11 protein-coding genes and 1 tRNA gene are annotated in these 16,442 nt (G+C 55.3%); 7 read left to right on the top strand and 5 right to left on the bottom strand.

The window, feature by feature from the left end; all coding sequences use genetic code 11:
* Window positions 1–5 precede the first annotated feature (5 nt).
* From spoT to recG, 3 genes are read left to right on the top strand one after another with little or no spacing between them, the layout of a single operon-like run.
* Window positions 6–2,120: a bifunctional GTP diphosphokinase/guanosine-3',5'-bis pyrophosphate 3'-pyrophosphohydrolase gene (gene spoT, locus L3068_RS00390; RefSeq protein WP_014881976.1), complete on the top strand. Its 2,115-nt coding sequence runs from the start codon at window positions 6–8 to the stop codon at window positions 2,118–2,120.
* A gap of 4 nt (window positions 2,121–2,124) precedes the next feature.
* Window positions 2,125–2,814 (top strand): tRNA (guanosine(18)-2'-O)-methyltransferase TrmH, encoded by a 690-nt coding sequence (trmH, locus tag L3068_RS00385; RefSeq protein ID WP_014881975.1) that lies wholly within the window; start codon window positions 2,125–2,127, stop codon window positions 2,812–2,814.
* Window positions 2,815–2,817: 3 nt separating this feature from the next.
* A complete protein-coding gene (gene recG / locus L3068_RS00380; protein WP_032635294.1) occupies window positions 2,818–4,899 on the top strand; it encodes an ATP-dependent DNA helicase RecG in 2,082 nt (693 codons plus the stop codon).
* A 2-nt stretch (window positions 4,900–4,901) separates the two neighbouring features.
* On the opposite strand, the gene gltS is transcribed toward recG, so the two are convergent.
* Entirely contained in the window at window positions 4,902–6,104 is a 1,203-nt protein-coding gene (gene gltS, locus L3068_RS00375; RefSeq protein ID WP_014881973.1) for a sodium/glutamate symporter, read from the bottom strand.
* Window positions 6,105–6,328: 224 nt separating this feature from the next.
* Here gltS and xanP point away from each other — a divergent pair, with 224 nt between their 5' ends.
* Window positions 6,329–7,720 (top strand): xanthine/proton symporter XanP, encoded by a 1,392-nt coding sequence (gene xanP / locus L3068_RS00370; RefSeq protein WP_014881972.1) that lies wholly within the window; start codon window positions 6,329–6,331, stop codon window positions 7,718–7,720.
* Between the two features lie 118 nt (window positions 7,721–7,838).
* Window positions 7,839–9,527 (top strand): AsmA family protein, encoded by a 1,689-nt coding sequence (locus tag L3068_RS00365; RefSeq protein ID WP_032629635.1) that lies wholly within the window; start codon window positions 7,839–7,841, stop codon window positions 9,525–9,527.
* 117 nt (window positions 9,528–9,644) lie between these two features.
* On the opposite strand, the gene yicI is transcribed toward L3068_RS00365, so the two are convergent.
* Together yicI and L3068_RS00355 are read right to left on the bottom strand one after the other, a co-directional pair.
* Complete coding sequence (yicI, locus tag L3068_RS00360) at window positions 9,645–11,963, bottom strand: alpha-xylosidase (RefSeq protein WP_117582005.1); 2,319 nt, start codon at window positions 11,961–11,963, stop codon at window positions 9,645–9,647.
* A 12-nt stretch (window positions 11,964–11,975) separates the two neighbouring features.
* Window positions 11,976–13,367, bottom strand: coding sequence for a glycoside-pentoside-hexuronide family transporter (locus L3068_RS00355; protein WP_023331710.1), 1,392 nt, complete (start codon window positions 13,365–13,367; stop codon window positions 11,976–11,978).
* Between the two features lie 291 nt (window positions 13,368–13,658).
* Between L3068_RS00355 and L3068_RS00350 the strand changes: the two genes are divergently transcribed.
* A tRNA-Sec gene (locus L3068_RS00350) sits at window positions 13,659–13,753 on the top strand.
* Window positions 13,754–13,764: 11 nt separating this feature from the next.
* Here the strand turns inward: L3068_RS00350 and L3068_RS00345 are convergent.
* Window positions 13,765–15,330: an SIR2 family protein gene (locus L3068_RS00345; RefSeq protein WP_214602809.1), complete on the bottom strand. Its 1,566-nt coding sequence runs from the start codon at window positions 15,328–15,330 to the stop codon at window positions 13,765–13,767.
* A 40-nt stretch (window positions 15,331–15,370) separates the two neighbouring features.
* Window positions 15,371–15,562, bottom strand: coding sequence for a toxin-antitoxin system HicB family antitoxin (locus L3068_RS00340; protein ID WP_023331708.1), 192 nt, complete (start codon window positions 15,560–15,562; stop codon window positions 15,371–15,373).
* Window positions 15,563–15,698: 136 nt separating this feature from the next.
* On the opposite strand from L3068_RS00340, the gene L3068_RS00335 reads away from it, so the two are divergent.
* Window positions 15,699–16,040, top strand: coding sequence for a SymE family type I addiction module toxin (locus L3068_RS00335; RefSeq protein WP_023331707.1), 342 nt, complete (start codon window positions 15,699–15,701; stop codon window positions 16,038–16,040).
* Window positions 16,041–16,442 lie beyond the last annotated feature (402 nt).

Raw genomic sequence — 16,442 nt, 5'->3', positions numbered from 1 at the left:
CGCCCTTGTATCTGTTTGAAAGCCTGAATCAACTGATTCAAACCTACCTGCCTGAAGACCAGATTAAGCGTCTTCAGCAGGCGTATCTCGTTGCACGTGACGCTCACGAGGGCCAGACACGTTCAAGCGGTGAACCCTACATCACGCACCCTGTTGCGGTAGCCTGCATTCTGGCCGAGATGAAACTCGACTACGAAACGCTGATGGCTGCTCTGCTGCATGACGTGATCGAAGATACCCCTGCCACCTACCAGGATATGGAACAGCTGTTTGGCAAAAGCGTTGCCGAACTGGTGGAAGGGGTCTCTAAGCTTGATAAGCTGAAATTCCGCGACAAGAAAGAGGCGCAAGCCGAAAACTTCCGCAAGATGATTATGGCGATGGTGCAGGATATCCGCGTCATTCTCATCAAACTCGCTGACCGTACCCACAACATGCGCACGCTGGGCTCACTTCGCCCGGACAAGCGTCGCCGCATTGCTCGTGAAACCCTGGAAATTTACAGTCCGCTGGCGCACCGTTTAGGTATTCACCACATTAAAACCGAGCTGGAAGAGCTGGGTTTTGAAGCGTTATACCCGAACCGCTATCGCGTCATTAAAGAGGTGGTGAAAGCCGCACGCGGTAACCGTAAAGAGATGATTCAAAAGATCCTCTCGGAAATTGAAGGGCGTTTACAGGAAGCGGGTATTCCGTGCCGCGTCAGCGGTCGCGAGAAACATCTGTACTCGATTTACTGCAAAATGGTGCTCAAAGAGCAGCGTTTTCACTCGATCATGGATATTTACGCGTTCCGCGTGATCGTCCACGATGCCGACACCTGCTATCGCGTGCTGGGGCAGATGCACAGCCTCTACAAACCGCGTCCGGGGCGCATGAAAGATTACATCGCCATTCCAAAAGCGAACGGCTATCAATCTTTGCATACCTCGATGATCGGTCCACACGGCGTGCCTGTCGAAGTGCAGATCCGCACCGAAGACATGGACCAGATGGCAGAGATGGGTGTCGCCGCGCACTGGGCGTATAAAGAGCACGGTGGCGAAAGCAGCACGACTGCACAGATCCGCGCCCAGCGCTGGATGCAGAGCCTGCTGGAACTGCAGCAGAGTGCGGGTAGCTCCTTTGAATTTATCGAGAGCGTGAAATCCGATCTCTTCCCGGATGAGATTTACGTTTTCACCCCAGAAGGTCGGATTGTCGAACTGCCTGCGGGCGCAACGCCGGTCGACTTTGCTTACGCAGTACATACCGATATCGGGCATGCCTGCGTGGGCGCACGCGTCGACAGACAGCCTTATCCGCTGTCTCAGCCGCTCTCCAGCGGCCAGACGGTAGAAATTATTACCGCACCGGGCGCACGCCCGAACGCGGCCTGGCTGAACTTTGTGGTGAGCTCCAAAGCGCGCGCCAAAATTCGCCAGTTGCTGAAAAACCTCAAGCGCGACGACTCCGTCAGCCTGGGACGCCGTCTGCTCAACCACGCGTTGGGCGGTAGCCGTAAGCTGGCTGAAATTCCACCAGAGCATATCCAGCGCGAACTCGACCGTATGAAGCTCACGTCTCTGGACGATCTGCTGGCGGAAATTGGTCTCGGTAACGCCATGAGCGTCGTGGTGGCGAAAAACCTGCAGCAGGGCGAAGCGATACCTTCTGCTCCTGGCGCATCCGGCCACGCTCATCTGCCAATCAAAGGCGCGGACGGGGTGCTGATCACCTTCGCAAAATGTTGCCGTCCAATCCCCGGTGACCCGATTATTGCGCACGTCAGCCCCGGCAAAGGGCTGGTTATCCACCATGAATCCTGTCGTAACATTCGCGGCTACCAGAAAGAAGCCGAGAAGTTTATGGCGGTCGAGTGGGACAAAGAGACGGCGCAGGAATTTATCACCGAAATTAAGGTGGATATGTTCAATCACCAGGGTGCCCTGGCAAACCTGACGGCAGCGATCAACACGGCCTCGTCCAACATTCAGAGCCTGAATACGGAAGAAAAAGACGGCCGCGTTTATAGCGCCTTTATTCGTCTGACCGCCCGCGACCGCGTGCATCTGGCGAATATTATGCGCAAGATCCGCGTCATGCCGGACGTGATTAAAGTTACCCGAAACCGAAACTAGGTTTATGAATTCACAACGTTATACACGTATCTGCGAAATGCTCGCCAGGCGTCAGCCTGACCTGACGGTCTGCATGGAGCAGGTTCATAAGCCTCATAACGTCTCTGCTATCGTTCGTACCGCAGACGCCGTCGGCGTGCATGAAGTGCACGCCGTCTGGCCGGGCACCCGCATGCGAAACATGGTGTCTGCTGCCGCAGGCAGCAACAGCTGGGTATCCGTCAAAACGCATCAGACGATTGGTGAAGCCGTATCGCACCTGAAAGGCCGCGGTATGCAGGTTCTTGCGACTCACCTTTCTGCTAAAGCTGTGGATTTCCGCGAGATCGACTACACCCGCCCAACCTGCATTTTGATGGGGCAGGAGAAAACCGGGATCACCCAGGAAGCGCTGGATCTGGCGGATCAGGACATCATCATCCCGATGATCGGTATGGTTCAGTCCCTGAACGTGTCGGTTGCCTCTGCGCTGATTCTGTATGAAGCGCAGCGCCAGCGCCAGAACGCCGGAATGTACGAGCGCAGCAACAGTATGCTGCCGGAAGAGGAACAGCAGCGCCTGCTGTTTGAAGGCGGTTATCCGGTGCTGGCTCGCGTCGCGAAGCAGAAAAAATTGCCTTACCCCCACGTCAACGCGCAGGGCGAAATTGAAGCCGATGCCGAGTGGTGGTCCACCATGCAGTACGCCGGGTAACTGATGAAAGGCCGCCTGCTGGATGCCATTCCGCTCAATAGCCTGACGGGCGTGGGCGCGGCGCAAAGCAGTAAGCTGGCAAAAATTGGCCTGCATACCGTGCAGGATCTCCTCCTGCACCTCCCTCTGCGTTACGAAGACCGCACTCAGCTCTACAAAATTGGCGATCTGCTGCCTGCCATTTACGCCACCGTTGAAGGCGAAGTCCTGAACTGCAACATCACGTTTGGTGGACGCCGGATGATGACCTGTCAGATCAGCGACGGTACCGGCATTCTCACCATGCGTTTTTTCAACTTCAGCGCAGCGATGAAAAACAGCCTGGCGACAGGCCGCCGAGTGCTGGCCTATGGCGAAGCCAAACGCGGTAAATACGGCGCAGAGATGATCCACCCGGAGTACCGCGTGCAGGGCGACCTCAGCACACCGGAACTGCAGGAGACGCTTACGCCGGTTTACCCGACGACTGAAGGCATTAAGCAGGCAACGCTGCGTAAACTCACCGATCAGGCGCTGGAGCTGCTGGATACCTGCGCGATTACCGAACTTCTGCCCCCCGAGCTGGCACAGGGCATGATGAGCCTGCCCGAAGCATTGCGCACACTGCATCGTCCACCACCCACATTACAGCTCAGCGATTTAGAAAGCGGCAAACATCCCGCACAACGGCGTCTTATCCTTGAGGAATTACTGGCACATAACCTGAGCATGCTGGCGCTTCGCGCAGGCGCGCAGCGTTTCCACGCTCAGCCGTTAAGCCAGAATGATGCGCTCAAAGATAAGCTGCTGGCCTCTCTGCCGTTTAAGCCGACCGGCGCACAAGCGCGCGTAACGGCCGAGATTGAACGCGATATGGCCCTCGACGTGCCGATGATGCGCCTGGTGCAGGGCGACGTCGGGTCCGGTAAAACTCTGGTTGCCGCCCTGGCAGCACTGCGCGCGATTGCCCACGGTAAACAGGTGGCGCTGATGGCGCCGACTGAGCTGCTGGCTGAACAGCACGCCAATAATTTCCGCGCCTGGTTCGCGCCGCTCGGGATTGAGGTAGGCTGGCTTGCCGGGAAGCAAAAAGGCAAAGCGCGTCTTGCGCAGCAGGAAGCCATCGCCAGCGGCCAGGTGCAGATGATTGTCGGCACACACGCTATCTTCCAGGAGCAGGTACAGTTTAACGGCCTTGCGCTGGTGATTATCGACGAACAGCACCGCTTCGGCGTGCATCAACGTCTGGCGCTGTGGGAAAAAGGGCTACAGCAGGGCTTCCATCCGCATCAGCTGATCATGACCGCCACGCCAATCCCGCGCACCCTGGCGATGACCGCCTATGCCGATCTGGATACCTCCACCATCGATGAACTGCCGCCGGGGCGTACTCCGGTCACGACGGTCGCCATACCGGATACTCGCCGCAGCGATATCATCGACCGCGTGCGCAACGCCTGTACCCACGAAGGGCGTCAGGCCTATTGGGTCTGCACCCTGATTGAAGAGTCAGAACTGCTTGAAGCGCAGGCTGCTGAAGCAACGTGGGAAGAGCTAAAGCTGGCGCTGCCGGAGCTAAACGTGGGTCTGGTTCACGGGCGCATGAAGCCTGCCGAAAAACAGGCGGTGATGCAGGCGTTCAAACAGGGTGAGCTGCATTTACTGGTCGCGACGACGGTTATTGAAGTGGGCGTCGACGTCCCCAACTCCAGCCTGATGATCATCGAAAACCCGGAGCGTCTTGGCCTTGCTCAGCTCCACCAGCTGCGTGGGCGCGTTGGGCGTGGCGCAGTGGCCTCCCACTGCGTGCTGCTCTATAAAGCGCCGCTCTCAAAAACTGCCCAGATGCGTTTGCAGGTGCTGCGCGACAGCAACGACGGTTTTGTGATTGCACAAAAAGACCTTGAGATACGCGGCCCGGGCGAATTGCTGGGCACGCGTCAGACGGGAAATGCCGAATTTAAGGTGGCGGATTTGCTGCGCGATCAGGCCATGATCCCGGAAGTTCAACGCCTCGCACGCCATATTCATGAACGCTACCCCGAACAGGCGGCAGCGTTAATTGAGCGCTGGATGCCGGAAACCGAGCGCTATTCCAACGCCTGATTTCAGGCAAACATCGGCAGCATCAGGTACAGCTTAATCACCAGCGCGTTGACGATATCAATAAAGAACGCCCCGACCATTGGCACCACCAGAAACGCCATGTGCGATGGCCCAAACCGTTCGGTGATCGCCTGCATGTTGGCAATAGCCGTTGGGGTTGCCCCCAGACCAAACCCGCAGTGGCCCGCTGCCAGCACCGCTGCATCGTAGTTTTTCCCCATCAGGCGCCAGGTCACGAACATGGCGTACAGCGCCATAAACAGTGCCTGCACCGCCAGAATCGCCACCATCGGCAGCGCCAGCGAGGCCAGCTCCCACAGTTTGAGGCTCATCAGCGCCATCGCCAGGAACAGCGACAGACAGACGTTACCGAGCACCGATACCGCACGTTCAAACACGCGGTAGAAGCCCATCAGCGCCAGACCGTTGCTCAGAATGACCCCGATAAACAACACGCAGACAAAGGTCGGAAGTTCAAACGCTGTACCCGCCAGCCATTGCGCAACCACTTTGCCCACGGTCAGGCAGATGGCAATCATCGCGATGGTTTCAATCAGTACCAGCGAGGTGATGCTGCGCCCGACATCCGGCTTTTCGAACGCGGTGGGCACCATTTCATCGTCCGGTCTGCCATTCGGCGTGGTGGAATGTTTAACGAGATAACGGGCCACCGGGCCGCCAATCAGGCCACCCAGCACCAGACCAAAGGTTGCGCAGGCCATCGCCACTTCCGTTGCGTTTTCAAAGCCGTAACGCTCGATAAACAGCTTACTCCACGCGGCTCCAGTACCATGGCCGCCTGACAGGGTAATCGAACCCGCCAGCAGACCCATCAGCGGATCCAGCCCCAGCAGCGTCGCCATGCCGATGCCAATGGCGTTTTGCATCAGCAGCAGTCCCACCACCACAATCAGAAATACGCCGAGCACCTTACCGCCAGAGCGCAGGCTCGCCAGGTTGGCGTTCAGGCCGATGGTGGCAAAGAAGGCCAGCATCAGCGGATCTTTCAGGGACATATCAAAATCAATTTCCCAGCCCATGCTTTTTTTCAGTACCAGCAGGGCCAGCGCCACCAGCAAACCACCGGCGACAGGTTCAGGAATGGTGTACTTTTTCAGAAAGGAAACACTGTGTACCAGCTTGCGACCAAGCAGCAGAACCAGCGTTGCGGCAACAAGGGTCGACAACGTATCGAGATGAATCATAAAAGGCTCCTGTTATGCGCGTGTTCCATACACACGCGGCGTTATCCTGGCCGGTTTGCGCTCTTCATGAGCCACCGGCGCAAAAAGTGTAATTTTTTTTCCCGACGGGTTGTAGAAAACCTGCTCACAACGGCAGATTTTCTTCCCTTTTTTTGCTGGCAATCGTTTGCTTTTACCAGGTGGTCAGATAAAATGCCCGCTTTTCCACCGTGGGATTGCCGCCGATGTCCGTTAACACCATAGAGTCGCCTGATGCGCAACCGATTGCGCAGAAGCAAAATAGCGAACTGATTTACCGCCTTGAAGATCGCCCGCCACTGCCTCAGACGCTTTTCGCGGCCTGCCAGCATCTTCTGGCGATGTTTGTCGCGGTGATCACCCCGGCGCTGCTGATCTGCCAGGCGCTCGGTTTACCGGCGCAGGATACGCAGCACATCATCAGTATGTCCCTCTTCGCCTCTGGCGTGGCCTCAATTATTCAAATTAAAGCGTGGGGTCCGGTGGGGTCGGGATTATTGTCGATCCAGGGTACCAGCTTTAACTTCGTGGCACCGCTGATCATGGGCGGCACAGCCCTGAAAACCGGCGGTGCGGATGTCCCGACCATGATGGCGGCGCTGTTCGGCACCCTGATGCTGGCAAGCTGCACGGAGATGGTCATCTCCCGCGTGCTGCATCTGGCGCGCCGCGTCATTACCCCGCTGGTCTCCGGCGTGGTGGTGATGATTATCGGCCTGTCGCTGATTCAGGTCGGCCTCACCTCCATCGGCGGCGGCTATGCCGCAATGAGCGACCATACCTTCGGCGCGCCGAAAAACCTGCTGCTGGCGGGCGTCGTGCTGGCGATCATTATTCTGCTGAACCGCCAGCGTAACCCTTACCTGCGCGTGGCTTCTCTGGTGATCGCCATGGCAGCCGGTTATCTGCTGGCGTGGGCGCTGGGCATGTTGCCGGAGAACACCGCACCGACCAACAGCGCGCTGATCACCGTCCCCACGCCGCTGTACTACGGTCTGGGCATTGACTGGGGTCTGCTCCTGCCGCTGATGCTGGTCTTTATGATCACCTCTCTGGAGACCATCGGCGATATCACCGCTACCTCCGACGTCTCCGAGCAGCCGGTGTCCGGCCCGCTGTACATGAAGCGCCTGAAAGGCGGCGTGCTGGCGAACGGCCTGAACTCGTTTGTTTCTGCGGTATTCAATACCTTCCCGAACTCCTGCTTCGGCCAGAACAACGGCGTGATCCAGCTGACCGGCGTCGCCAGCCGCTACGTGGGTTTTGTGGTGGCGCTGATGCTGATCGTCCTCGGCCTGTTCCCGGCAGTGAGCGGCTTTGTGCAGCACATTCCTGAGCCGGTGCTGGGTGGCGCAACGCTGGTGATGTTCGGGACTATCGCAGCGTCCGGGGTGCGTATCGTCTCCCGCGAACCGCTGAACCGCCGGGCGATCATGATTATCGCGCTGTCGCTGGCCGTAGGTCTGGGCGTTTCTCAGCAGCCGCTGATCCTGCAGTTTGCCCCTGACTGGGTGAAAAACCTGCTCTCTTCCGGCATCGCCGCGGGCGGTATCACCGCTATTGTGCTGAACCTCGTTTTCCCGCCTGAAAAGAACTGATCCCCTTCACGGCAGGCAGTCAATGCCTGCCGTGACATCTATTTACACCATTCCCGCCTTGAGGATTGCGCATAAATCGTGCATAACTCCCTTATGTACGTTTGCGGGATGGAAGACCATGAAATTTATTGGAAAGCTGCTCGTCTATCTTCTGGTAGCCCTGCTCATTGTGATACTGGCGCTCTATATTCTGCTCCAGACCCGCTGGGGCGCGGCTCAGGTCAGCAGCTGGGTGACGGTGAATACCGATTACGAACTCAGTTTCGACAAGATGAATCACCGCTTTTCGTCGCCTTCCCATCTTATTCTGGAAAACGTCACCTTCGGGCGGGACGGTAAACCTGCCACGCTGGTAGCCAAAAAAGTTGATATCGGCCTGAGCAGCCGTCAGGTGACCGATCCGCTGCATATGGACACCATTACCCTTTTCGATGGCACGCTGAACCTATCGCCGCAGACGGCACCGCTGCCCTTGCAGGCCGATCGTCTTCAACTGAGCAATATGGCCTTTAACAGCCCGAATACCGAATGGGATCTGAGCGCGCAGAAGGTGACGGGCGGCGTCAGCCCATGGCAGCCGGAAGCAGGCAACGTGCTGGGGAAAAATGCGCAGATACAGATGAGCGCAGGCTCGCTGACCCTCAACGGCGTCCCGGCCACCAACGTGTTAATTGAGGGCCAGCTTAACGGCAAGGAGGTGGTGCTGAACACTATCGGTGCCGATATGGCGCGCGGTTCGCTCACCGGCTCCGCCCTGCGTAACGCCGACGGAAGCTGGGTTATCGACACCCTGCGTCTGAATGAGATCCGCCTGCAGAGCGACAACACGCTGACAGCCTTCTTTGCCCCGCTGGCCACCCTCCCTTCTCTGCAAATAGGCCGTCTGGAGGTCACCGACGCCCGGCTGCAGGGCCCGGACTGGGCGGTGACCGATCTCGATTTAAGCCTGCGCAACCTGACGATAAGCAAAGGCGACTGGCAAAGTCAGGACGGGCGTTTGTCCATGAACGCCAGCGAGTTTATCTACGGCTCGCTGCATCTGTTTGACCCGATCCTGAACGCAGAGTTTTCCCCGCAGGGTATGGCGCTGCGCCAGTTTACCTCCCGCTGGGAAGGCGGCATGGTGCGCACCTCCGGCAACTGGCTGCGCGACGGCAAAGCGCTGGTGCTGGACGATGTCGCCATCGCCGGTCTGGAGTACACCCTGCCGCAGAACTGGAAAACGCTGTGGATGGAGCCGCTACCGGAATGGCTGAACAGCGTCACGCTGCAAAAATTCGGCCTGAGCCGCAACCTGGTGATCGACATCGATCCCGCCTTCCCGTGGCAGATCACCTCCCTGGATGGCTACGGTGCCAACCTGCAGCTGGTGAAAGACCGCCAGTGGGGCGTGTGGAGCGGCAGCGCAACCCTGAACGGCGCGGCGGCGACCTTTAACCGCGTGGACGTGCGCCGTCCGTCGCTGGCGTTGAATGCCAACGCCGCCACGGTGAACATTACCGACCTGAGCGCATTTACCGAGAAAGGCATTCTGGAAGCGACGGCGACGGTTTCGCAGTTGCCGCAACGGCAAACCACCGTAAGCCTTAACGGGCGCGGCGTGCCGCTCAACGTGCTGCAGCAGTGGGGCTGGCCAGCGCTACCGGTGACGGGCGATGGCAATATTCAACTCACCGCCAGCGGTAGCGTGCAGGCCAATGCGCCGCTGAAGCCGACGGTGAACGGCAAGCTGAGCGCGGTGAATATGGATAAACAGCAGGTAGAGCAGACGATGACGGGTGGCATTGTTTCAACACCCGTGCAATAAATAAGCCGGGTGGCGGTTTTATTCCCTCTCCCTGTGGGAGAGGGTCAGGGTGAGGGCATCAGACCGCATAATTACCGTAGGCCCGGTAAGCGAAGCGCCACCGGGCATTTTTATTGCTCAGAGGTGAACCACCACCTCATTCTCCTCCGCTTTCACCACCACGCCCCACTCGCTTCCCGCATGTGAACCGCCTTTCACGCCGCCCACCTTCTGCACGTTGCGCAAGCACACCGACCAGTTTCGCGCCTCACCCACGCCGGTCAGGGTCACGGTATCGCCCTCTCGCGACGCTTTCAGCGTAAACGCCACCGCGCCGTCCGCCGCAGGCACTTCACTCACCGCCGTTGCGCCATCCTCCAGGTTAAACAGCTGGAAGGCCGTGCCCTCGTTCCACGCATAGTCTGGTTTCTGGCTGTTATTGCCCAGCGCCAGCAGGGTGTTATCGCGCACATAGACTGGCAGGCTGCGGAAATCGTGCTGTTGCTTATGCCAGCGGCTACCCTGAATTTCGTCGTTATGCCACAGGTGCGTCCAGCGTCCTTCAGGTAGCCAGAACTGTACATCGCCCTCCTCTGAGAACACCGGCGCGACCATCACCGCATCCCCCAGCATGTACTGGCGGTCAAGATAATCGCACGCCGGATCGTCCGGGAACTCCAGCATCATCGCCCGCAGCATCGGCGTACCGCACTCGCGCGCCAGCGCCGCCTGACGGTACAGATACGGCATCATCCGGCACTTCAGCTGCGTAAAGTGACGCACCACGTCGCAGGATTCGTCATCGTACGCCCACGGCACGCGGTAAGATTTACTGCCGTGCAGGCGGCTGTGGCTGGATAAAAGCCCGAACGCGCACCAGCGCTTGTAGACGTGCGCCGGGGCGGTGTTTTCAAATCCGCCGATATCGTGGCTCCAGAACCCAAAGCCGGACAGGCCAATCGACAGCCCGCCGCGCAGACTTTCCGCCATCGACTCGTAGTTGGCGTAGCAGTCCCCCCCCCAGTGAACGGGGAACTGCTGCGCACCGACGGACGCCGAGCGGGCAAACAGCACCGCCTCTTGCTCACACACGGTCTCTTTCAGCACGTTCCACACCAGTTCGTTGTAGATGTAGGCGTAATGGTTATGCATCTTCTGTGGATCGGATCCGTCAAACCACTGCACGTCCGTCGGGATGCGCTCGCCAAAGTCGGTCTTAAAGCAGTCGACGCCGATGTCCACCAGGCCTTTCAGCTTGTCGGCATACCACCGGCACGCTTCCGGGTTAGTGAAGTCATAAATTGCCAGCCCCGGTTGCCACTTATCCCACTGCCACAGGGAGCCGTCCGGGCGCTTGAGCAGGTAGCCCTTCTCTTTCAGTTCGCGAAATACCGGCGACTTCTGGCCGATGTACGGGTTAATCCACACGCAGACCTTCAGCCCTTTCTCCTTCAGGCGGCGGATCATCCCTTCCGGATCCGGGAAGGTCACCGGGTCCCACTCAAAATCACACCACTGGAAGGCCTTCATCCAGAAGCAGTCGAAGTGGAAGACGTGCAGCGGCAGATCGCGCTCGGCCATGCCGTCGATAAAGCTGTTAACCGTCGCCTCATCGTAGTTAGTGGTGAACGACGTGGTCAGCCACAGGCCGAACGACCACGCGGGCGGCAGCGCCGGACGCCCGGTGAACCGCGTATAGCGGTTGAGCACCTCTTTCGGCGTCGGGCCGTCGATCACGAAGTACTCCAGATACTCCCCTTCGACGCTGAACTGCACTTTGGAGACTTTCTCCGAACCCACTTCGAACGAGACATTTTCCGGGTGATTCACCAGCACGCCGTAGCCGCGGTTGGTCAGATAAAACGGGATGTTTTTGTAGGACTGCTCGGTGCTGGTGCCGCCGTCGCGGTTCCACGTTTCGACCGTCTGGCCGTTGCGCACCAGGGCGGTGAAGCGCTCGCCCAGACCGTAGACCGTTTCGCCCACGCCGAGGTCGAGACGTTCAAACAGGTAGTTGCGATCGGTGTTGGTGTCCTGCACGTAACCGTTGTTTTTCAGCTGGCTGCCGGTAATGCGCTGGCCGTTGCGCAGGAAGTCCAGAGCCCAGAACTCCCCTTTGGTGACGCGCACGCTGACGCTGCCGCTTTTCAGCTCGGCAAATTCCGCGTTGTTTTCAATCTCGACCTTCACGTCTTTCAGCACGTTCAGCGGATAGTGCGGGCCGTTGTCCAGCGCGCCCTGGAAGTGCTCGATGCGCACCCCGACAATCCCCTCCTGCGGGGCAAACAGGCGCACCGTGAACATGAGCGTGTCGAGCTGCCAGGTGCGCTCACGCACGTCGCGCGGCGCCACGTACACCACCAGGTCATTGCCCTGCTGCTCCACGTCGAACACCTGTACCGGATACGTCACGTTCAGACCCGGTTGAATAAGCCAGTTTCCATCACTGATTTTCATGCTTTCGTCCTCTTAGTTCTGCAATTCTTTGCTGACCGGCAGGTTTTCAAACTCCTGCTGATTGCGGCGCGCACCCTGCGCCAGCTCGCCCAGGATTTTGGTCAGGAAGGGGGTTTTCAGCGTGTAGTAGCGTTTGGCGATAATGGCGCTCAGCACGTAGCAGACCGCCGGGGCCAGGGTAAAAAGGCCGATAATGATGCTGATGGTCGCGCTGTTCTGGGTTTTGGCTGCCGCGTCGTAGCCGCCGCCTGCCAGCATCCAGCCGATCATCGCCCCGCCCAGCGCCAGGCCAAGCTTCAGCACGAACAGCGTGCCCGCAAAGCTGATCCCGGTCAGACGTTTGCCGTTGGTCCATTCGCCATAGTCGACGGTATCGGACATCATCACCCACTGGATCGGCGTCACCAGCTGGTGCAGCACGCCGATGACGAAGATAAAGGCGAACATCACCACGGTGGCATGCATCGGCACAAAGAACATCGCTACGCTGACCACCGCCAGCGCGGCGTTGGTCCACCAGAAGATGCTGACCTTACACTTCCAGTCGGTGAGCGGTTTCGCCAGCGCGGAGCCGATCAGGTTGCCGACGCAGTAGGTGGTGAGGAACGCGACGAACACTTCCGGCGAGCCCATGATCCAGGTGCAGTAGTACATCATCGCGCCGCCGCGCACGCAGACGGCGAGGATGTTGAGGATGGTCAGCACGCCAACGATGCGCCACTGATCGTTCCGCCAGATGTCGCGCAGATCTTCCCGCATGGCGGTGGTGCTCGGCGGCACCTGGATGCGCTCTTTGGTGGTGAAGAAGCAGAACGCCAGCATCAGGAACGCGACCACCGACAGGACGGCGATCCCGCCCTGGAAGCCGAACGCTTTATCGTCGCCGCCGATCAGGTTCACCAGCGGCATCATCAGCACCGTGGAGAGCATGCCGCCCGCCGTCGCCAGCACGAAGCGCCAGGATTGCAGGGAGATACGCTGCGTCGGGTCGTTGGTGATCACCCCGCCCAATGCGCAGTACGGGATGTTAACCACGGTATAGAGCAGGGTCAGCAGCGTATAGGTAATGGCGGCATACACCATTTTGCCGTTGAGGCTGAGATCCGGCGTGGTATAGGCCAGCACGCAGACGATGCCGAACGGGATGGCGCCGAACAAAATCCACGGGCGGAACTTGCCCCAGCGGCTGCGGGTGCGGTCGGCAATCAGCCCCATACATGGGTCGGAGATTGCATCCAGCGCACGGGCGAGCAGGAACATGGTGCCGACAAACCCGGCGGGAATGCCGAAAATATCGGTGTAGAAAAACATCATATACAACATGACGTTATCAAAAATGATGTGGCTGGCGGCGTCTCCCATGCCGTAGCCAATCTTCTCTTTTACTGACAATACTTCGCTCATCTTTTATTCATCCTTCACGCTGTAGGGGGCGCTGAGACCGGTTACATTGGTTTTAAACCATTGTTTCATGAGCGGGTATTGCGTTTTCTGGTTAGCAGATTACGTTTCTTGTTTTTTGTGATCGCGGTAAATGTCGGAGAGCACAAAACGCTAACCTGAGGATTTTCTTAAGAATTAACTGAAACAGGGGGGTACAGGTCAAAAGAGAGGTGAAAAAAGTGTGTCGGGGTATGTGGTAAATGCCTGAAAGTAGCTATAATGCGCCCCGCCTCCATGTAGCAATGCAGGCGCGGAAGATCGTCATCTCCGGTGAGGTGGCTGGACTTCAAATCCAGTTGGGGACGCCAGCGTTCCCGGGCAGGTTCGACTCCTGTGATCTTCCGCCAAAAATGCTCATCTACCAACCATGAGTAAGCCTATCGTATAAGCATGCTAACTTCCTAAAGTAACTTGAATAGCTTGAGTTTTCGTTATTAAGCTTTTCTTGATGCTGAATGAGGAATTCCTTCGCTACATCCAGCTCTAATTTATCCCAAAGGAAAGGAAGATAAATCGCGGCCGACTCCGGTGTCGAATGGTTAATAATATAAGAGGTATCTTTATCTTTAAATTTCTTCACAAAAGCCCTCAAATAATTTGAGGACTGATAACTAATAGCTGTCCGATTCACCCATTTATCTAAAGGTAAACCAGAATCTAAATACTCTTTCTGGTTTCTGATACCAATAGTGGAAAGATATTTAAACACTACAATATTTGGACTATATCTACCTGCAGATGGAATTACGCTGCCAATAATCGCATTCGGATCATATTTTTTATTATCATGCAGTAAGTCATCAAATAAGTCTATGCTGCTAATTTGAGTATAACCGCAACTTCCAACTTCAATTTCTTTTCTCTTTGCTTCGGCAACCCCCACACCGACAATAAATTCAACATCAGCATGTTTTTCGACTTCATCTATATCCACAACACAAATCTTTTTTTCAGGCTCATTCGATTGAACTAAATTGTAAAGTTGCTCCTTACAATATCTAAGAATTCGCGCTGGAATTTTTCTTTTATTTTCATCAATAGATTCAAATATTGGAATAAAATCATCTGTCCTTATTAGTGTTATTGGAATTTGAACTCCGTCAATTGATGTGTAAGTGTTTGATATTGAACAATCGGTTAAACCCTCATCTCTTTCAACAAAAATTAGATTATGCTGCAATTGTTCTACATTTTGAGGGCCAATACATGTTGATATGGCGCTAAGTAAGGACGTAATATTTTTATCCGACAGTGAATAACCAATAAAAACCACAGGATGCTCAACAAAAATAGTTATTAACTTCGCTGCAAGATACGGATTTTTCAAATTAAACTCATGATAATCAGTATCGGTCATAATTAGTGATTTTGGCTTATGGGCACTTCCATGTATTTTATAAATTTCAGCTATTGATTGAGGATTTGAAAATAACAACTCATTTTGGCCTGTATAAACCTTGTAATCTGGAAATAGCTGCTCCAGGAAACAGTCCCAGTTTGTTGTAATTATCCCATCAACATTTAAATTTGAAAGCAATTTTATTTCATTGTAGTACTTGCTTTCTGTAAGAGAAACATCGAGAGCATTTGTTAAATATTCACAAATTTCAAAACGCAGTGCGGATGTTTTATCAACTACCTTCTTATGATACTTTTCCCTACTACTTGCAAAACGAGCGTCCTGCCACCATTCTTGATTAAAGTCTTCTGCAATAAGTCTTGCGGCAGTTGGATAAGTAGAATCACCAGTAGCTAAATAATATTCGAACGGTTTACCAAAAATACAATATTTTTCTAGAAGGGATTTCCAATCACATAATCCTAGGTATCTTCTAGAAAAACCTGAACCTATAAATAAAAATGGACCTGCATTACGTGACTTGAATATTGCTGTTAATTGTGTCTTAAGCTCTAGATTATTCATTTCATAATCCAAATAAATTATTAGGTTATCAAATTAGGCATTATTTTACAGGGATTATGCCTTTGCGTTTCAGTTCATCACGACCTAAAGTTTTTAACCAATTCCCCAAACTCATCCCCTCCTCCTTTGCAGCAGCCTCAAACTGGGCCTTCAACTCTGGCGTAATGCGAATCTGAAAAGTCGGTGCTTTTCCGGATTTAGATTTGTTAGGGTCTCGTTTAGCTGTTGACATGTACGTACCTACAGGAGCAAGATATCTTCATTGAGGTACGTACCTTAACATACGAAAACCTCAAATTGAAACGCCCTCGCCAGGTACTCGCAATACCGGACGAGAGCTAACCTCACCAACTATCAAGGAGTTGATTATGGCTGATTCGCATTCTACCCCAGACACCGACCAATCCGGAACCGAGCGTTCGTTAATTGTGGGATACCGCCCGAATGTTTTCGACAAATCCACGCCCAATATCATTCTGTCTGGCAAGTGGCTGCGTGCCGCAGGCTTTGATACCGGACAGCAGGTCACGGTCAAGGTGATGAAAGGTTGCATCGTTCTGGTGGCGTATAGCGAGCAGGAGCAGCGGTTGCAGGACGATTATAAACGGACCAAAGCAAAGCTCGTTGAGATAGAGAATGCACTCGCAGCGATTCAAATCCAGCATCCTGGAAAGCACCTCGCAAAATCAAATACAAACCACCTGGCTTAGCGGCGGTTTCTGGCATACAACCTGCCTGGTGCTTTAGACGATGTGGATGTGAACACGACATGCACAGGAAGACGCAACCCAGTCTCCGTGTTGGAACCATCAATTAGCATCTTATAAATAGATTTTCTGATGGCGAAATTGATCAGCATTCAACTATCCGGAAATTCCGGATAGTTGGCCAGGAAAGGAGACATCAGATTTACAGTGAGAGATCGCTACAATCTCCAAGCAACACTCGTAGTTACGCTCCGCTCGCGGCACCCAATTTCGCCTTTATCGGCCATACGGCTATTAAACTAATCTATAACGGATCTAACGCCCTCATTCTCACGCTCATACAATATCTAAATTAATAGCCAATAATCATTCATAGTAAATATAATGCAAAGGTTAAAATCCCTG

This window comes from Enterobacter cloacae complex sp. ECL414 (assembly GCF_021869685.1).
Classification (GTDB): domain Bacteria; phylum Pseudomonadota; class Gammaproteobacteria; order Enterobacterales; family Enterobacteriaceae; genus Enterobacter; species Enterobacter kobei.
The sequence above is the reverse complement of the archived record's forward strand: the minus strand, read 5'-3'. Positions and strand labels throughout refer to the sequence as shown.